At 54.8% G+C, this 17,070-nt stretch carries 15 protein-coding genes and 1 pseudogene; 7 read left to right on the forward strand and 9 right to left on the reverse strand.

Annotated elements, in window-relative coordinates; genetic code table 11:
* Positions 1-144 (reverse strand): annotated as a pseudogene (locus H6F57_RS16520) (photosystem II q(b) protein); the annotation flags it as partial.
* A gap of 303 nt (positions 145-447) precedes the next feature.
* Positions 448-837 (reverse strand): cytochrome c, encoded by a 390-nt coding sequence (locus tag H6F57_RS16525; protein ID WP_190624743.1) that lies wholly within the window; start codon positions 835-837, stop codon positions 448-450.
* Positions 838-1,655: 818 nt separating this feature from the next.
* Here H6F57_RS16525 and H6F57_RS16530 point away from each other — a divergent pair.
* Positions 1,656-2,543 (forward strand): bile acid:sodium symporter family protein, encoded by an 888-nt coding sequence (locus tag H6F57_RS16530; protein ID WP_190624745.1) that lies wholly within the window; start codon positions 1,656-1,658, stop codon positions 2,541-2,543.
* A gap of 76 nt (positions 2,544-2,619) precedes the next feature.
* On the opposite strand, the gene H6F57_RS16535 is transcribed toward H6F57_RS16530, so the two are convergent.
* Both H6F57_RS16535 and H6F57_RS16540 read right to left on the reverse strand, forming a co-directional pair.
* Entirely contained in the window at positions 2,620-2,985 is a 366-nt protein-coding gene (locus H6F57_RS16535; protein WP_190624755.1) for a phage holin family protein, read from the reverse strand.
* A 252-nt stretch (positions 2,986-3,237) separates the two neighbouring features.
* The gene (locus tag H6F57_RS16540) at positions 3,238-3,429 is read right to left on the reverse strand and encodes a hypothetical protein (protein WP_190624746.1); all 192 of its coding nucleotides are present in this window, start codon (positions 3,427-3,429) and stop codon (positions 3,238-3,240) included.
* Positions 3,430-3,534: 105 nt separating this feature from the next.
* Here H6F57_RS16540 and H6F57_RS16545 point away from each other — a divergent pair, with 105 nt between their 5' ends.
* The 5 genes from H6F57_RS16545 to pstB all read left to right on the forward strand — a co-directional run bounded on the left by H6F57_RS16545 (position 3,535) and on the right by pstB (position 8,939).
* Positions 3,535-4,404: a DMT family transporter gene (locus H6F57_RS16545; RefSeq protein WP_190624747.1), complete on the forward strand. Its 870-nt coding sequence runs from the start codon at positions 3,535-3,537 to the stop codon at positions 4,402-4,404.
* Positions 4,405-5,074: 670 nt separating this feature from the next.
* Positions 5,075-6,121, forward strand: coding sequence for a PstS family phosphate ABC transporter substrate-binding protein (locus H6F57_RS16550; RefSeq protein WP_190624748.1), 1,047 nt, complete (start codon positions 5,075-5,077; stop codon positions 6,119-6,121).
* Positions 6,122-6,226: 105 nt separating this feature from the next.
* The gene (pstC, locus tag H6F57_RS16555; RefSeq protein ID WP_190624749.1) at positions 6,227-7,162 is read left to right on the forward strand and encodes a phosphate ABC transporter permease subunit PstC; all 936 of its coding nucleotides are present in this window, start codon (positions 6,227-6,229) and stop codon (positions 7,160-7,162) included.
* Positions 7,159-8,091, forward strand: coding sequence for a phosphate ABC transporter permease PstA (gene pstA / locus H6F57_RS16560; RefSeq protein WP_190624750.1), 933 nt, complete (start codon positions 7,159-7,161; stop codon positions 8,089-8,091). Before pstC ends, pstA begins: the two co-directional genes overlap by 4 nt.
* Positions 8,092-8,132: 41 nt before the next feature.
* Positions 8,133-8,939, forward strand: a complete 807-nt coding sequence (pstB, locus tag H6F57_RS16565) for a phosphate ABC transporter ATP-binding protein PstB (protein ID WP_190624751.1) — start codon at positions 8,133-8,135, stop codon at positions 8,937-8,939.
* Between the two features lie 96 nt (positions 8,940-9,035).
* Here the strand turns inward: pstB and speA are convergent, their stop codons facing one another.
* Positions 9,036-10,952 carry a biosynthetic arginine decarboxylase gene (gene speA, locus H6F57_RS16570; protein ID WP_242024736.1) on the reverse strand — a complete coding sequence of 639 codons (1,917 nt, stop codon included), beginning with the start codon at positions 10,950-10,952 and terminating at the stop codon, positions 9,036-9,038.
* A gap of 395 nt (positions 10,953-11,347) precedes the next feature.
* On the opposite strand from speA, the gene secA reads away from it, so the two are divergent.
* Entirely contained in the window at positions 11,348-14,137 is a 2,790-nt protein-coding gene (gene secA / locus H6F57_RS16575; RefSeq protein WP_190624752.1) for a preprotein translocase subunit SecA, read from the forward strand.
* A gap of 72 nt (positions 14,138-14,209) precedes the next feature.
* Here secA and H6F57_RS16580 read toward each other — a convergent pair whose 3' ends face one another.
* The 4 genes from H6F57_RS16580 to H6F57_RS16595 all read right to left on the reverse strand — a co-directional run bounded on the left by H6F57_RS16580 (position 14,210) and on the right by H6F57_RS16595 (position 16,950).
* Positions 14,210-14,740, reverse strand: coding sequence for a hypothetical protein (locus H6F57_RS16580; protein ID WP_190624753.1), 531 nt, complete (start codon positions 14,738-14,740; stop codon positions 14,210-14,212).
* Positions 14,741-14,874: 134 nt separating this feature from the next.
* Positions 14,875-15,342, reverse strand: a complete 468-nt coding sequence (locus tag H6F57_RS16585) for a MarR family transcriptional regulator (protein WP_190624754.1) — start codon at positions 15,340-15,342, stop codon at positions 14,875-14,877.
* A gap of 116 nt (positions 15,343-15,458) precedes the next feature.
* Positions 15,459-15,704, reverse strand: a complete 246-nt coding sequence (psaC, locus tag H6F57_RS16590) for a photosystem I iron-sulfur center protein PsaC (RefSeq protein ID WP_006515950.1) — start codon at positions 15,702-15,704, stop codon at positions 15,459-15,461.
* Between the two features lie 268 nt (positions 15,705-15,972).
* Positions 15,973-16,950 carry an NAD-binding protein gene (locus H6F57_RS16595; RefSeq protein ID WP_199289465.1) on the reverse strand — a complete coding sequence of 326 codons (978 nt, stop codon included), beginning with the start codon at positions 16,948-16,950 and terminating at the stop codon, positions 15,973-15,975.
* Between the last annotated feature and the right edge of the window lie 120 nt (positions 16,951-17,070).

Below are 17,070 nucleotides of genomic sequence, written 5' to 3' on the forward strand. Positions count from 1 at the left end.
GAAGCAAGCGGTGGCAGCAAGCAACGTGGGGATCATCAGTACGCCGAACCAGCCCACATACAGGCGGTTCTCGGTGCTGGTCACCCACTGGCAAAACTGCTCCCACAGGGAGGCGCTCTCGCGCCGCTGTAGAGTCGTGGTCATGATGTATTAGTCCTTGGTATTTATCATTTCAAGGTGCATGGGCAAACCTTTAGATTTGTGACCCATGTGAGTAAACCATACCGCAGTTGTGGAGTTTTGTAAACAAATATTCCGTCGAAACTTAATTTGCCAGAGCCGCTGAAGAGAATTTCCCGAGTTCACCTAGGTCCACAATCCTTGCTTGCAGGGGGTTGAGCAGGTTCATCAAGCCAGGGAAAGATTCTGAACAGCGATCGCTGTTCAGCCAAAATCTACTCATAATTCTCATAAAACTCTGTAACAATCGCTCGCCGTAGAAAGCTGCTACAGCTTCTCTAGGTAAATCAATAGATCAGCCATATCCTGAGGCTCGGGCTGAAACTGAGGCATAGGCGGAGTTCGACCGCTGATGACCTGTTTTATGAGACCAACCTTAGTCTTATGGTCAGACACACCCAGTAACTTGGGCCCGACCTCACCGGTAGCTTCGAGGCCGTGGCACACGGCGCAGTTCATCTTAAAGATTGCCTCACCCCTACTGCCATTGCCCTCTAGGGAAAGTACTTGGTGAACATAGGGATCAGTGGCCTGAGAATAGCGAACGGCTACAACGCTCAGAACGACGGCTGTTACCAAGGCCACAGCAATCAAAGCAGCTTTTTTTAGCAGGCTGCTCAGGTTTTCGGTCTGCTCGTCTAGCGTTTCTTGTGCCAAGGGAGGAGATATATCTTTAACTAAATGTTACGTACTTTTAAGAACCTAAACCCGGTTCGCCACAGAATCTTAAGGATTCTGTCTGGAGAATGCCCGTTTTTGCGCCAGTTCATAGCCAATTGACAGCAGCGGTTGAGCCCTTTGGTCGGGGATAGTACCGTTAGCAGGTACCCCTTATCTCAGTGGACCGTGGCCCATCTAGAACCCAACGATTGGCCTGCTGGTGCGATGGCCTCTGGGAAACGGTTCAACGCTGTTGAAGAGATTGCGCCAGCGCTCGTTGCAGGCTCAACAGCACGCCTAGCCTGTAGCGGAAGGCAGGCTCTACTACCCATAATGCGGCTCAGACGGAGCAAACCTTGGTGGAGCCTCACGTCATTTAGCCAAGTCTGCTCTCGGTTTTGCGGTTGGACACTTTTGCGCCGCAGGGGCTTGCTTCTTTCACAATTGAACTGCTATGGCCTCTTCTGCCGAAAGTGCTCAGGATTTCCAGGACTCTCAGAGTTCTCCAGAGAATCATTTTTACTCCACGTTCATCGTGGAATATGTTGTGCCGGAAAAGCCGGAGGCAGAGGCCGTCTTTCAACAGTGGTATGACTGGCTAGCAGAGACAGCGAGTAGTTTAAGGGTTACACCCGCACCGATCTATGCCCGCTGTTGAGCTGTGATGATGGGGTAGTGAAGTGCTGCCCTCGGATTTATGTCCAGCGTGTTCACCTAATCTAAGAAGAGGAATTACAAATAACTGAATTGGTCAATTTCTTTAAAGCGAGTTCCACAAATGGTTACACTACTCGCAGCAAATAGCGGGTGGAGCCATGGAGTCGAGCTTTTTAACGGCGGTATTTCTGCCCCTGGCCTTGTTTGCGGTCATGTTGGGCATGGGGTTAGGGCTGAGGATTGACGATTTTACACGGGTGCTGGTGTACCCCAAGGCGGTGGTAGTTGGGCTGTTGGCCCAGCTGGTGATGCTCCCGATTTTGGGGTTTGCTTTGGCATCGATTTTTCCGCTGACCCCAGAGCTAGCGGTGGGGGTGATGATTTTAGCGGCCTGCCCTGGGGGGCCAACCTCAAATTTGATCACCTATCTAGCACGGGGAAATGTGGCCCTGTCGATTACCCTGACGGCGATTAGCAGCTTAATTACGGTGTTTACCATTCCTTTGGTGGTGAACCTGGCGATGGGGGCGTTTTTAGGCGAGGCTACTACCCTGAGTCTGCCGGTTGGAGCAACGATGATTCAGATCGCTGTGATTACGCTAATTCCGGTGGCGATGGGCATGGCGCTGCACCACTATCGGCCTCGGTTCGCCGCTCAAGTGGAGCGGGGCGTTAAGTGGCTTTCACTGGGGTTACTGGGGGTGATTATTGCGGGGCTGCTAGTGCAGCAGCGGGCGAGCGTGGTGGGCTTTTTTGCCCAAGTGGGCCTGGTAACGCTAGCGTTGAACCTAGCGGCGATGGCTTTGGGCTATTTGGTGGCGCTGGTGGCCAAGCTCGATCGCCCCAACGCTACGGCAATCACGGTGGAAGTAGGCATTCAGAATGGCACGCTGGCGATCGCCATTGCCAGCGCCCCCACCCTGCTCAATCAGCCAAATTTGGCGATTCCGGCGGCGATCTACAGTCTGCTGATGTTTGCCACTGGGGGCGGGTTTGCCTGGTGGGCCACCCGGCGGGGCGATCGTGAGAGCACCCTGGTTGGGTAGGCAATCAGCTACCCAATGAAGTTCAACAAAAAGCCCTGGACTGAGCTAGTCCAGGGCTTGTAACGTTAGCGCTAGGCTAAACGGTAATCAACCCAACAGATCTTAGAATGGCGTTGAGAATAGAGCTGATGATGGCTAGGGCGATCGCGCCGAGGATCGCGCTCCAAATGCCATAGCGAAGGCGGAAGCCCTCAATCAGCCAAGCGGCCAAACCAAACACAATGATGGCCCCAATCAACGGCACTAACCCCAGGCTAATGATGGCAAAGAAGCCGCGTAGGGCATTGGGGAAGAAGCCCCAGACGCCGTTGAAGGCACCAATAATAGCGCCACCAAGCAGAGCCTTGACAGGGCTATCGATCTCGACCCCAATGGGGGGGATTTTAGAAATAATCAGCAGGCTGATGGCCAAAATAACGACGCTAATTAAAAATCCAATCAGCATTGGCGTTTCTCCTCATACGGGTGATGGGGTTTGTCAGACAAGGAAACCAGTTACAGAGGGGCGGCTAGCCCACGCACCTGAAATTATCAGCCATAGAGTAGCAATTGCTACAGTTTTTTGCTTTATCTAAGGAAAATTTGAGCCAGTCTGGCTTTTAAGCTGTTTCTAACGATCTAGGGCGATCGCTCTAAGGCTATCTATACCATGAACCCTCAAAGGGCTGTCGACTGGCCTTGAGCCTGGAGTTAGCTACACTACCAGCCCCAAGGCTGCACTCATTTTGTTGAGCACGTCGCCTTCTTTATCGCTGATGCGGCTTGAACCAATGCCCGACAGGCCGCCCTCTCGACGGGCTTCGGCAACTTTAGTAGCCACATTTACCAGTAACTGCTTCGGAGCCTGAAGCAGCACTGACCATTCTTCGGCAAAGTTTTCTCGCACAAAAGCGCCTTATTTTTAATGCCTAAAGCTATGCCTCACCATATCGACAAAATATATGAAAACTCTAACGACACCCCACCCTTGCATCTTTGCTGAGGTTCGCCCATGACCCGCGCTACATCTGCCCTGATCCAGGTGCATGCGTCAGTGTTTTTGTTTGGGCTGTCGGGGTTGTTTGGCAAATTTTTGGCGCTGCCCGCTACGGTGATTGTGCTGGGACGTACTGGGTTTGCCGCGTTGTCCCTGGGGTTGGTACTTACTCTAGGGCAGCGGTCTGCTCGCCTGGGCACCGCCAAAGACAGGTTGGGCATGGTCTTGTTGGGAGCACTGCTAGCGTTTCACTGGGTGAGCTTTTTTCTCAGCATTCAGCTGGCAACGGTGGCCGTGGGGCTGCTGACGTTTTCGAGCTTTCCGGTGTTTGTGACGGTGCTGGAGCCGCTGCTGTTTAAGACTCTGTGGCGCTGGCGAGACGGTGCGATCGCCGCCTTAGTCGTGCTCGGCGTTGCCCTGGCAATTCCTGAATACCGGCTGGGATCGGCGACGACCTTGGGAGCGGTTTGGGGTCTGCTATCTGGGCTGTCGTTTGCGCTGCTGCAATTGCTCAATAAGGGCTACCGGCAGCGCTACACGGCGGTAGCGATCGCCTTTTACCAAAACTTGTTCGCCTGCCTCAGCCTGTTGGTAGTCACGCCGATCGTGGGGCTAACTCTGACTACTGGGGAGATTGGGTTGCTGCTGGTTTTGGGAGTACTATGTACCGCACTGGCCCACACATTATTTATAGAAAGTTTGGGGAAGCTGCGCGCCCAGACGGCAAGCGTCATCAGCACCTTAGAGCCGGTCTATGGCATTGCCCTCGCCGCCCTGCTGCTGAGAGAAGTACCTACCCTGCGCACCTTGGTGGGTGGAGCAGTGGTGCTGACTACCATCATCTGGGCCAGCTGGCTTCCTCAAACGACAACGAAGCTGGGCTAAGTTTGGGCCATCAACCAATGAGACCCGCGTGAACCACTACTCAGCGCACCGAAGCGTGCCTGCTTCACAGCGCCGTGTTACCCCTCAGGAATAACTCCGCAAGTACTGCCTAGGGAAACGGCATGGGTGAGTTGCGGGGTTCATTTACAACCCACATAGCTTGAATCTAGTCAATTATTTTCTTTAAGAAAGATAGCGGCGTTTTTAGTATGTATTTTTATGGCCAAGCCTAGCCACCCTCTAAGAATCGCCAAAGGGAAACTCAAGGCTAGTCCTTAACCTCAAATTAATCTATAAAAAATCTTTTATTAATGTTCGCTTGACCTTCCCTTGAAGGAAATACCTGATCATTATGCCAGGCATGAATGCATGTTGGTGGATACTGTCTTTAAGCCTATCTAAAACTGCTGAAGGTCATTTATGACAATCTAAGCTCCATTGCTTAGCCAATTTACCCATAGGCAAAGGCTAGTTCCACGGCAGCCCTTAAGTGATAAAGTGTCCTCAGAAAACCGTGTGAATACACGTTTTTATCTACCAAAAAGCCCATTGCATGATTGATAGCTTAGATCTCGAAGTGATTGACAGAGGATCTAATTATCTGGATCAATGTAGCTGCAAGTTTGCTGAATGAGTTCGTTAAAGCGTTGGATTTGGAGTAAGAAGGATCATGGTTTTGAACAAGAAAATATTGCGTGTAGGCTATTCCTCCGCACTGGTAGCAATGATGGCTAGTCTAGCCGCTTGCGGTGGTGGATCTCAAACCGCAACTCCCGACGCTGGCACCACCGAAACCGCCGCTGGCTCTGATCTATCTGGAACAGTTTTGGTGGACGGTTCTAGCACGGTCTTTCCTATCTCTGAAGCTATGGCTGAAGAGTTTGGTGCAGCCAATCCTGGTGTAGCGGTCACCGTTGGCGTATCGGGTACCGGCGGCGGCTTCAAGAAGTTTTGCGCTGGCGAAACCGACATTACCGGTGCCTCTCGCCCCATCAGCCAGGAAGAAATTGACCTCTGTGAGCAGGCCGGCATTGAGTATATCGAGCTGCCCATTGCTCTCGATGGTCTAACTGTAGTGGTTAGCCCCGAAAATGATTTTGCGGAGTGCCTCACTACTGACGAACTGCTGACCATTTGGGAGCCCGATGCCCAGGGTACTATCACCAACTGGAACCAGGTTCGCGCTGACTTCCCCGATGCGCCCCTGGGCCTTTATGGACCAGGCACCGACTCGGGCACCTACGACTTCTTCATGGATGCGATCGGTGCCGATGGCGAAAGCCGTGGCGACTACACCGCTAGCGAAGATGACAACGTCATTGTGCAGGGTGTAAGCGGCGACGCCAATGGCCTCGGCTTCTTTGGTCTTGCCTATTTCACGGAGAACCAAGACCGATTGAAGGCGGTTGCCATCGACAGTGGCAACGGCACCTGCGTAGAACCCAGCTCTGAAACCGTTGCCGACGGCACCTACGTACCCCTTGCCCGTCCTGAGTTTATCTACGTCAAGCAGTCGGTGGCTGACGACCCTGCGATCGCAGCCTTCGTCGATTTCTACATCTCCCCCGAGAACGCAGGCCTAATAGATGAAGTGGGCTACGTCAGCCTGCCCGAAGAGGTCAACGAAAAGGTTCTAACTCGCTTTGAAAACAAAACCGTAGGAAGCGTATTCGAAGGCGGCTCCCCTATCGGCGTCAAGCTTGACGAAGTGCTCTAGGCCTTCTGTCAAACGCCCTCTGGCTTAGCCCTTCCTGAGGTTTGAGCCTGTCGATTTCCTGGGGGCCAGTCAACGCTGGCCCCTTATTTTTTAGAGTTCTGTATCATGACGACAAACTCTTTGCCGCCCGACCCCAACAACCTCTGGCAACCCAAACGGGGGCTCAACAAACGGGTCGAGCAGGCCGTTATTGGGCTATTTGGCCTGTTTGCTCTAATTTCTGTCGCCACCACCTTCGGCATTGTTTTCTCGCTGCTGTTTGAGACCGTAGAGTTCTTCCAAGACGTTCCCCTATGGAACTTCTTGACCGACAGACAGTGGACTCCCCTATTTTCAAACCCTCAGTTCGGCATTTTAGTGCTGCTGAGCGCCACCTTCTTAACTTCGCTGATCGCCCTGCTCGTGGCGGTTCCCCTAGGTCTGCTCTCGGCTATTTACCTCAGCGAGTACGCCTCTCCTAAGCTGCGCAAGTGGCTCAAGCCCGCCCTAGAAATTTTGGCCGGGGTGCCTACGGTGGTCTACGGCTACTTTGCGCTGCTGCTAGTCACGCCCTTTCTCCAGATCTTTATTCCTCAGCTAGGTGGTTTCAACGCCCTGAGCGCAGGCATCGTCATGGGCATTGCCATTACGCCGCTGATTGCCTCCCTAAGCGAAGACGCCATCTATGCTGTGCCCAGCGCCCTCAGAGACGGCTCCTACGCCCTGGGTCTCACCAAGCGAGAGACTATTTTTGGTGTGGTGCTGCCCGCCGCCCTTTCAGGCATTGTGGCCTCGGTAATTTTGGCAGTTTCCCGGGCCGTGGGCGAAACTATGATTGTTGCCCTAGCGGCGGGGCAAAACCCGAGACTCGGGCTCAATCCCTTTGTGCCGGTTATGACTATGACGGCTTACATTGTGCAGGTTAGTCTGGGCGACACTCCAGCCGGCTCCATCGCCTTTAAATCAATTTTTGCAGTAGGGATGACGCTGTTTTTGTTCACCCTAGCATTCAATATCCTTAGCTTCTGGTTTGTTCGCAAGTTTCGGGAGACCTACGAATGACGCCCCTATCGTCTCAAACAACCACGCTCGATGCCGGTTGGGATATTGAGCAAAAGCAGGTGCTCAATGAGCTAGGCCGACGCCAGGGTATTGATAAGTGGTTTTCGTGGCTGGCTCTCTTAGCCGTCATTTTTTCTCTGTTTGTGCTGGTGGTACTGCTCGTTGACGTACTCATCGACGGTGTACCTGTCCTCAACTGGAACTTCCTCGTTAGCTTTCCCTCTAGAAACCCCGAGGTAGCTGGGATTGTATCTGCCTTGGTAGGCACCATCTGGGTCATGGTGCTGGTCGCTCTGTTTACCTTCCCCATTGGGGTGGGAGCCGGTATTTTTCTCGAAGAGTTTGTATCCGACAGCTGGTTTGCTCGGGCAATCGAGATCAACATCTCTAACCTGGCTGGCGTACCCTCAATTATTTATGGCCTGCTTGGGCTTCAGGTTTTTGTGCGGCTTCTGTTTCCGATTACCCAGGGCCGCACGGTTTTGGCGGGGGCACTCACTCTAGCCCTGCTGGTGCTGCCCATCGTAATCATTGCCACCCGTGAATCGTTAAGGGCTATTCCGGCAAGTCTGCGGCAGGCAGGCTTTGCCTTGGGTGCTACTCGCTGGCAGGTGATTCGCTCGCACATCTTTCCGCTGGCGCTGCCGGGAATTTTGACCGGGGTAATTTTGGCTCTGTCTCGGGCGATCGGCGAAACTGCTCCTCTAATCACCATTGGGGCCCTTACCTACATTCCCTTCTTACCAGAGATGTCGCTGAGGGGGTTACAGAGTCCGTTCACGGTGCTGCCTATTCAAATCTTCAACTGGGTATCTCGTCCTCAGCCAGCATTCCACGGCCTGGCAGCAGGTGCCATCATTGTACTGATGGTAATTTTGTTACTGATGAATGCCACCGCTATCTATCTGCGGAATCGCTTTCAAAAGTAGGGTTGGTACAAGTCTTTTAGTTGCAGCGTAGAGTTAATGTCATGACCACAAACTCTGCCAGCCAAGTTGCCACTGAGGCTGCTTTGCGGGCCAAAAACATCAATGTTTACTACGGGTCAACCCTGGCGGTACGGGATGTCAACCTTGATATCTTCAAGAATGAGATCACCGCTTTGATCGGTCCCTCCGGCTGTGGCAAGAGCACCCTTTTGCGCTGCTTCAACCGTACCAATGACCTCATTCCCGGAGCGCGGGTTGAGGGTAAGGCGATGTTTCACGGCACCGATCTATACGCCAAAGATATTGACCCGGTTTATGTGCGTCGCCGCATCGGCATGGTGTTTCAAAAACCAAACCCGTTTACCAAGTCTATTTACGAAAATATTGCTTTTGCCACCCGCATCAACGGTTACAAGGGCGATATGGATGAGCTGGTGGAAAACTCTCTCCGACGGGCTGCCCTGTGGGACGAGGTCAAAGACAAGCTCAAACAAAGTGGCCTTTCTCTGTCGGGTGGGCAGCAACAGCGCCTTTGTATTGCTCGCACGATCGCCATTGAGCCCGAGGTCATTTTAATGGACGAGCCCTGCTCCGCCCTCGACCCGATCTCGACCCTTCAGATCGAAGAGCTGATGAAGGAGCTAGAGAGCCGCTACACCATCGTCATCGTCACCCACAACATGCAGCAGGCGTCGCGAATTTCTGACAAGACGGCATTCTTTAACGCCGAGGCAACCGAGTCTGGCAACAAAGTTGGCTACTTAGTGGAATACGGGGATACTGAAAAAATTTTCAATGACCCCAGCGAACAGGCCACCCAAGACTATGTATCGGGTCGATTTGGTTGATTGAATCTGTTTTGGGTTTTCCCAATGGCCTGCTGAATTGAAATTCTGAGTCCGGGTGCGTCACGAGCGATGATGACCCGGACTTTTTAGTTGCCGCTAGGTCAGGTAGGTGTACTGGCTGAGGCTGCGCTCGTAGTGCTGAATCAACAGCTGCGACTCTTCTAGGGTGATGCGGCTGTCTTGCAGTGCCCGCTCCGATCGCCTGCGAATATTTTCAATCATGTCTTCGGCGTCGTACTGCACGTAGCCCAGCACCTCGGTCATGGTGTCACCCTTGACCACCTGCTCCACCTGATAGCCCTTGGGGGTCATGTGGATGTGGACGGCGTTGGTATCGCCAAACAGGTTGTGCAAGTTGCCCATAATCTCTTGATAAGCTCCGCCGAGGAACATGCCCAGGTAGTAGGGCTGATCGGGCTTCAGCGGGTGTAATTCCAGCACGTGCTTCACGTCGCGTAGGTCAATGAAGGTGGTAATTTTGCCGTCGCTGTCGCAGGTGAGGTCGGCCAGAGTGCCCCGGCAGCTCGGCTCTTCGTCGAGCCGGTGAATGGGCAAGATCGGGAACAGCTGCTCGATCGCCCAAGTATCGGGCATCGACTGAAACACCGACAGGTTGATGTAGTAGATCGAGGCCAGGCTCTGGTGCAGCTCCTCGATGTCTTCGGGGATGTAGTCGGCATCGCTGACCACCGACAGCGCCTTGCGACAGCAGGCCCAAAATAACCGCTCGGCCCGCGCCCGCGCCGACAGACTCAGGTAGCCGAAGTTAAACAGGCTGATGGCTTCTTCTTTGAATTGCACCGCGTCGTTGTACAGCTCCTGCACGGTGTTAGGGGTGAGGTTTTGGTAAATCTCGTACAGCTCGCGCAAAATCACGTGGTCGTCGTCATCAGGTACCGTTGGCTCCTCGTAGGAGGGGGCATCGCTACTGCCCAGTACGTCAAAGACAAGTACGGATTGATGCGACACCAGCGCCCGCCCGCTCTCGCTCACCAGAGTAGGAACGGCTATCCCTTTGATGCGGCAGGCCTCTTGCACCTCAGCGACCACATCGTTGGCATAGTTTTGGGTGCTGTAGTTTTTAGACGCGTAGAAGGTGGTTTTAGAGCCGTCGTAGTCAACGGCTAGGCCACCGCCTACGTCTAGATAGCACATGCCTGCGCCCAGCTCCGCCAGCTCTACGTAGATGCGGCTGGCCTCCCGCAGGGCCTCTTTGACCACACTGATCGCCGAAATCTGTGAGCCAATGTGAAAGTGCAGCAGCTGAAGGCAGTCGAGCATATTGGCATGGCGCAGGCGATCGACCACCGCGAGAATCTCGGGGACAGTGAGGCCGAACTTAGCGCGATCGCCCGCCGAAATGCCCCAGCGGCCGCTGCCCTTGGTGCTGAGCTTAGCCCGTAGCCCCAGCACTGGGCGAATGTTGAGCCGCTGGCTGGCCTCAATGGCAATTTCCAGCTCGTTCATCTGCTCAATGACGATGATCGGCTGCTGGCCGAGACGCTGGCCCAGCATGGCGGTCTCGATGTAGTCCCGGTCTTTGTAGCCGTTACAGATCAGCAATGCCCCCGGCGTGTCGAGGGTGGCCAGGGCGATTAACAGCTCGGGCTTGGAGCCGGCCTCTAGGCCAAACTGGTAGGGCTTGCCGTAGCGCACCACATCTTCAAGCAGCTGCCGCTGCTGGTTGCATTTGACCGGAAACACCCCTCGATACGCGCCGCTGTATTTGTAGCGGGCGATCGCTTTAGCAAAGCAGGCGTTAATGCGCTCGATGCGGTCTTCGAGAATATCCGAGAAGCGAATCAGCAGGGGCAGGTTGAGGTTGCGCTGCTTGATCGCTTCCACTAGCTCCAGCAGATCGAGCGAGCCGCCGCGATCGCCCCTAGGCGACACCGTTAGATGGCCGTCAGCATTAATCGAGAAGTAGGGTTCACCCCAGCTGTGGATGCGATAGAGTTCTTCGCTGTCTTCGATCGTCCAGGGTGCGGTCACAGGTTCGGCGGATTGCAGCATATTCTGTAGGGTGGCCCGGTGTAGGCGAGGGGAGGGAGACAGGGAGGACGCCGAGGGCGGTTGCTGGGCCATATTCATAGATGCAGGAGGCTCCGCTGGGTAGGTGCGAGGGGGCGGCGGCTGAAGGGTTTGCCAGTAGAAGGTGCGACCCAAATTGTAACAAAGAGCCATGCCGAAAGATTGTGGGTTAGGGTCGGTTGCGATCGCAACCGACCCTACTCTCCGGCAAGCTTGCCCACCAGGGCAGGTGATAGGATAAGTAAGTACTTTTAGCCTACTCCTTAGACTGCTTGGGCATTCTCCCGACCAGTTCCAGGTGCGGAGATCGCCCCTTGTTAGGCGGTCTCCGTTACGATTGACTAAGATGCAGTACCCTACGCTGATCGCCTGAATTCATGCTGAAGAACCTCCTCGGTGACCCCAACGCGCGCAAGCTTAAGAAGTATCGTCCCGACGTGGTCGAGATCAACCTGCTGGAGGAAGAGATTCAGCAGCTCTCCGACGAGGCGCTGACGGCCAAGACTGGGGAGTTCACGCAGCGCATCGAAAAGGGCGAAGCCTTAGACGACCTGCTGCCCGAGGCCTTTGCCGTAGTGCGCGAAGCCTCAAAACGAGTGCTGGGCATGCGCCACTTCGACGTGCAGCTGATCGGCGGCATGGTGCTCCACGACGGCCAGATCGCCGAGATGAAAACCGGGGAAGGCAAAACCCTGGTGGCGACTCTGCCCTCTTACCTCAACGCGCTTTCGGGCAAGGGTGCCCACGTGGTCACCGTCAACGATTACCTGGCCCGCCGCGACGCCGAGTGGATGGGGCAAATTCACCGCTTTTTGGGCCTCAGCGTGGGGCTAATTCAGCAGGGCATGTCGCCTGCCGAGCGCAAGAAAAACTATGGCTGCGACATTACCTACGGCACCAACAGCGAGTTTGGCTTTGACTACCTGCGCGACAACATGGCCACCGCCATGGAAGACGTGGTGCAGCGCCCCTTCAACTACTGCGTCATCGACGAAGTTGACTCCATTCTGGTAGATGAGGCTCGCACGCCGCTGATTATTTCGGGCCAGGTCGATCGCCCCGGCGAAAAGTATAACCGCGCCGCCGAAATCAGTCGCGAGCTCAACCCTGAAGAGCACTACGAAGTCGATGAAAAAGCTCACAACGTGCTGCTCACCGACGAAGGCTTTATTAAATCTGAAGAGCTGCTAGGCGTGCAGGATCTGTTTGATCCCAAAGACCCCTGGGCTCATTACATCTTCAACGCCATCAAGGCTAAAGAACTGTTCGCTAAGGACGTTAAGTACATCGTCCGCAACGACGAAGTCATTATTGTGGACGAGTTTACCGGGCGGGTCATGCCCGGTCGCCGCTGGAGTGATGGCCTGCACCAGGCGATCGAGGCCAAAGAGCATGTAGAAATTCAGCCTGAAACCCAGACCCTGGCCAGCATTACCTACCAGAACTTCTTTTTGCTTTACCCCAAGCTGTCGGGCATGACCGGCACCGCCAAGACCGAAGAAGCTGAATTTGAGCGCATCTACAAGCTCGAAGTCACCATCATCCCCACCAACCGCACCGCCGCCCGTCGCGACCTCTCTGACGTGGTCTACAAAAACGAAGAGGCCAAGTGGAAGGCGGTGGCTGAGGAGTGCGCCGAGATGCACGAGGCCGGTCGCCCAGTACTCGTGGGCACCACCAGCGTAGAAAAATCGGAGGTGCTGTCGGCACTGCTGAACGAGCGCGGCGTGCCCCACAACCTGCTCAACGCCAAGCCCGAGAATGTGGAGCGCGAGTCGGAGATCGTCGCCCAGGCTGGGCGCAGCGGCGCGGTCACCATTGCCACCAACATGGCCGGGCGCGGCACCGACATCATCCTCGGCGGTAACGCCGACTATATGGCCCGCCTCAAGGTGCGCGAGTACCTGATGCCCCGCATCGTCAAACCCGAAGATGAAGACGAATTTTCGGTGATGGCGGTGCCGGGCACCAAGGGCCGCGCCCCCGCCCAGGGCTTTGCCCCCGGCAAAAAAGTCAAAACCTGGAAGGCCTCGCCTGACATCTTCCCCATTGAGCTATCGGCCACCGCCATTGACGAACTCAAGGCCACCGTCGACTTCGCCGTGACCACCTACGGCGATCGCAGTCTCACCGAGCTGCAAGCCGAAGACAAGATGGCCATCGCTGCCGAAAAAGCCCCCACCGATGACCCCGTCATTCAAAAGCTGCGCGATGTGTACAACCGCATTCGCCATGAGTACGAGGCTTTGACCAGCACCGAGCACGACACCGTTATCCAGCGGGGTGGCCTGCACGTGATCGGCACTGAGCGCCACGAGTCGCGCCGTATCGACAACCAGCTGCGGGGCCGAGCCGGCCGCCAGGGCGACCCCGGTTCTACCAAGTTTTTCCTCAGTCTGCAAGACAACCTGCTGCGGATTTTTGGCGGCGATCGCGTCGCTGGTCTGATGAACGCCTTCCGGGTCGAAGAGGACATGCCGATTGAGTCGGGCATGCTGACGCGATCGCTGGAGGGGGCGCAGAAAAAGGTTGAAACCTACTACTACGACATCCGCAAGCAGGTGTTTGAGTACGACGAGGTGATGAACAACCAGCGCCGCGCCATTTACGCCGAGCGCCGCCGCGTGCTCGAAGGCAACGAGCTCAAAGAAATGGTGATCGGCTACGCTGAGCAAACCATGGACGACATCGTCAACGCCTACATCAACCCCGAGCTACCCCCCGAAGAGTGGAAGCTGCCAGAAATGGTGGGCAAAGTGAAGGAGTTTGTCTACTTGCTCGCCGACCTCACCCCCGAGCAGCTAGAAGACCTCTCCGTGGGCGAAATCCGCACCTTCCTTCACGAGCAGGCTCGCATTGCCTACGACATCAAAGAGGCCCAGGTTGATCAGGCCAAGCCAGGTCTGATGCGTGAAGCCGAGCGCTTCTTTATTCTTCAGCAGATTGACAGCCTCTGGCGCGACCATCTACAGCAGATGGATGCCCTGCGGGAGACCGTAGGCCTGCGCGGCTATGGCCAAAAAGATCCGCTAATTGAGTATAAGAGCGAGGGCTACGAGGTCTTCCTCGACATGATGACGGGCATTCGCCGCAACGTGGTCTATACCCTCTTCCAGTTTCAGCCCCAACCGCAGCCGCAGGTAAAGGCCTCCCAGCAGGTGGGGTAGATATCGGAGGCGCGATCGCCCTACCCCTACCCCACCCTTGGCTTTGGTAGCAGCAACCGTATTGGGCTAGTTTTAGCCCAATGCCTTTTCTTGGGGCGGCTTGCCTGGAGAGCGCCGGCCCCAAGGCTTAAGCACCGAGATGCCAATAATAGTCAACAGGCAGATTGCCTGCACCAGCGTGCCAATTAAAACACCTTTAGCCTCAAAGGCATAGGTGGGGTTAGTGATAGCTTGTAGCCCTTCTACAGAGGCAATTTGCTCAGCACCGTTGCCCCAGGGAAACAGCCAGAAGGTGCCGAATACCACCAGCCCAGTCGTCAAGATCCACTTGGTGATTACCCAGTAAAACTTGGTGAAGCCGTAATTGGCGCCCCAGCAAAGTGCTGTGGCAGTAATCACTGAGCCAACGGCGGCAGGGATAACTATATAGTCATCCAGCAAGTTAATTGCAGAGGTGAGTGCATAAAGTGCATCCCCACTGTTGGAGGCAGTACTCCGCAGCGAGATCAAAAACATACTCAGCACTGCGCCAGTCCAGAGAGCTGCAAAGGCAATGTGAGCCGAAATCAACCAGCTTTTTTGTTTGAGGCTGAGCTTTGCCATAACTTTTTCCCAATCGCTCTAAATTTCGCTAAACAACTTCGACTGACTCAAATGTGTCAGTCGAAGTTACTAAGCACATTAATAGTCAATATATTAAGTAATTTCGATGGGGTCAACAGAGCGGCGGTTATTGCTTAGGTGAGGTTATGAATAATTTGCTCCAATAACTGCATAACGGCAGCCTGATCGGCCTCCGAGACCCCAGCGGTGGCGCGCTGAATAGTCTCTGCACCGACAGCGGGCAGTACATCCATCAGCTTCCTACCCTCGTCAGTGAGCCAGATGCGAATGATGCGGCGATCGCTGGGGTCGCGCTCACGATACACCAGGTGTCGATCTTCCATGCGATCGACAACCCCAGTGAGGGTGGCCCCAAGCTGCTTAAGTTTGTCGGCAATGCCTGATGTTGATAGGCCGTCTTCTTCCCACAGGCAGCACAATACCAGGTAATGAAAGGGGGTTAGTCCGTAGGGTTCTAGCCGCTCCAAAAAATCGCGATACATGAGCTGGGATACCAGCTTGACCTTGTACCCCAGGTTGTAGGGAGCTAGGGCAAAGCGCCACTGGTCAAGGAAATCAGCATTGGGGGAGGAACTAAGCATGTAGGCACAGCTGCGATCGGTCTAGCTTAAACTGTAAATTCGCAAAAAACCCCTGGGGGAGTTAATCCCAGGGGCTAGAGCTTAATGACGATAACTATGGCTAGATAGCAGGGGGCCTAGTAGGCCAGACCCATGCTGCGGGTGGTTTCAGCACCCAAATAGACGCGAATGCTCAGAAAGTCAGTGGGGCAGGCGGTTTCACAACGCTTGCAGCCCACGCAGTCTTCGGTGCGGGGAGAGGAGGCAATTTGCCCGGCCTTACAGCCATCCCAGGGCACCATTTCTAGAACGTCAGTGGGGCAGGCGCGCACACACTGGGTGCAGCCAATACAGGTATCGTAAATTTTGACAGAATGGGACATTGAAACAAAACTCCAATGTGGGTCACGACTGGGTTGACAGTTTGAGGAGGCCCTCAAAGGTAAGTCAAAACGGTCTATGCAGTAAGGGTTTCCTAATCTTTGACCAGTCTATAGCGAGAGATTTCAGCTCTCATCGCCACCCCCCGCAAACCTTAACGGATCGTAATATGAATAGGCGTTTAGACTCATAAATAGTCTCATCTCGGGATCCTTGGCCTTGCTCAACCGCTGCCGCCAGAGAATTTTCGATGCTGATGAATTAACTCTGTCAATCGATGCGATCGATCTTTCTAAAGGCCATCACCACCAGAGCATCGTCGGTAGCTAAACGGTCAAAGGACTGGGGCTTGGGGTTGAGCAAAATCTCGCCGCTGCCCCGCCGTACCCCCAGCAGCAGCAGGGGATTGTCGGCCTGATGGGTGGCGCTGTAGGTACTGATCCAGTGGCTGAGTTCGGCAAAAGTTTTGCCCTCCAGGTGGCTGGGGTAGCGGCCTGGGTCGATAAAGTAAAACTCGTTAGAGTCGTCAGAGTAGGTGAGCAGCTGCTGGTAGACCACCGACATATTTTTGAACATAGCGCTCTGGGCGATGATGCCCGCGCTGTAGTCGCGAGCCGACACCACCTCGTCTACTCCGGCCTCTTGCAGGTGGCGACGGCGGCTGAGGTTAACCAGTTCGGCAATCACGTGAATGTCTTTTTGATGGCCGGGGAGGCGCTCTAGGTGCTTGATGGCGAGGGCAATTAGGGCATTTTTTTCGTCGGGGGCCTCAGTGGCTTCGTCGGCCAGCAAAATTACCGCTTTGGCGTGGGGGGCGCAGAGGCGCTCGAGGGTAGCGTGGTGGGTGGGGTCATCTTGCACAAAGTGCACTCGGGCAGGAAATTCTCTGGGGTTTGGGTAACGGCTGGGCATCGCCTTAAAACGGGTGTCTGCTTCAAAATCGGCTACCGCTGAGGTCGCCACCACCACAATATCGATGGGGCTATCTTTGTTGCCCTCTAGCAGTTGGTCAACAATGCTCGCCGCCTTGTCGTTCCAGTTGCAGATAATGATGTGGTCTTGAAACACGCTCACAGAGGTCTCCGATCGCAGAGCACGGGTGACAAAAATAGAGGAAATCTTGCCGCTGATAGCGCCAAAAATAAAGGCGCCCGATATTAGCAGCAGCAGTTGCAGAACTCGCCCGATGGGGCTTCTGGGCTTGTCGGGGTATTCCCCCATCAGGGTGATAACGATGTTTTCGAGCACCTCCCATGCTCGACTTTATCCAATCAAGCGGCATGACAGAGTAACTCCGTCCAGGTGTCAAAGATAGTGCGAGGGACTTTAACGTACTCAGGGTCATTCCGTGATGTCTGGAAAAGTCGG

The organism is Leptolyngbya sp. FACHB-60, assembly GCF_014695775.1.
In the GTDB taxonomy this organism is placed as follows: Bacteria; Cyanobacteriota; Cyanobacteriia; order Phormidesmidales; family Phormidesmidaceae; genus Nodosilinea.

What these genes read in the sequence shown, in the direction of transcription:
- pstC (WP_190624749.1), top strand. Translation starts at nt 6,227, where the DNA reads ATGACGACAAACTCTTTGCCGCCCGACCCCAACAACCTCTGGCAACCC.
- H6F57_RS16580 (WP_190624753.1), bottom strand. Translation starts at nt 14,740, where the DNA reads ATGGCAAAGCTCAGCCTCAAACAAAAAAGCTGGTTGATTTCGGCTCAC.
- pstA (WP_190624750.1), top strand. Translation starts at nt 7,159, where the DNA reads ATGACGCCCCTATCGTCTCAAACAACCACGCTCGATGCCGGTTGGGAT.
- H6F57_RS16550 (WP_190624748.1), top strand. Translation starts at nt 5,075, where the DNA reads ATGGTTTTGAACAAGAAAATATTGCGTGTAGGCTATTCCTCCGCACTG.
- H6F57_RS16585 (WP_190624754.1), bottom strand. Translation starts at nt 15,342, where the DNA reads ATGCTTAGTTCCTCCCCCAATGCTGATTTCCTTGACCAGTGGCGCTTT.
- H6F57_RS16530 (WP_190624745.1), top strand. Translation starts at nt 1,656, where the DNA reads ATGGAGTCGAGCTTTTTAACGGCGGTATTTCTGCCCCTGGCCTTGTTT.
- psaC (WP_006515950.1), bottom strand. Translation starts at nt 15,704, where the DNA reads ATGTCCCATTCTGTCAAAATTTACGATACCTGTATTGGCTGCACCCAG.
- secA (WP_190624752.1), top strand. Translation starts at nt 11,348, where the DNA reads ATGCTGAAGAACCTCCTCGGTGACCCCAACGCGCGCAAGCTTAAGAAG.
- speA (WP_242024736.1), bottom strand. Translation starts at nt 10,952, where the DNA reads ATGCTGCAATCCGCCGAACCTGTGACCGCACCCTGGACGATCGAAGAC.
- pstB (WP_190624751.1), top strand. Translation starts at nt 8,133, where the DNA reads ATGACCACAAACTCTGCCAGCCAAGTTGCCACTGAGGCTGCTTTGCGG.
- H6F57_RS16545 (WP_190624747.1), top strand. Translation starts at nt 3,535, where the DNA reads ATGACCCGCGCTACATCTGCCCTGATCCAGGTGCATGCGTCAGTGTTT.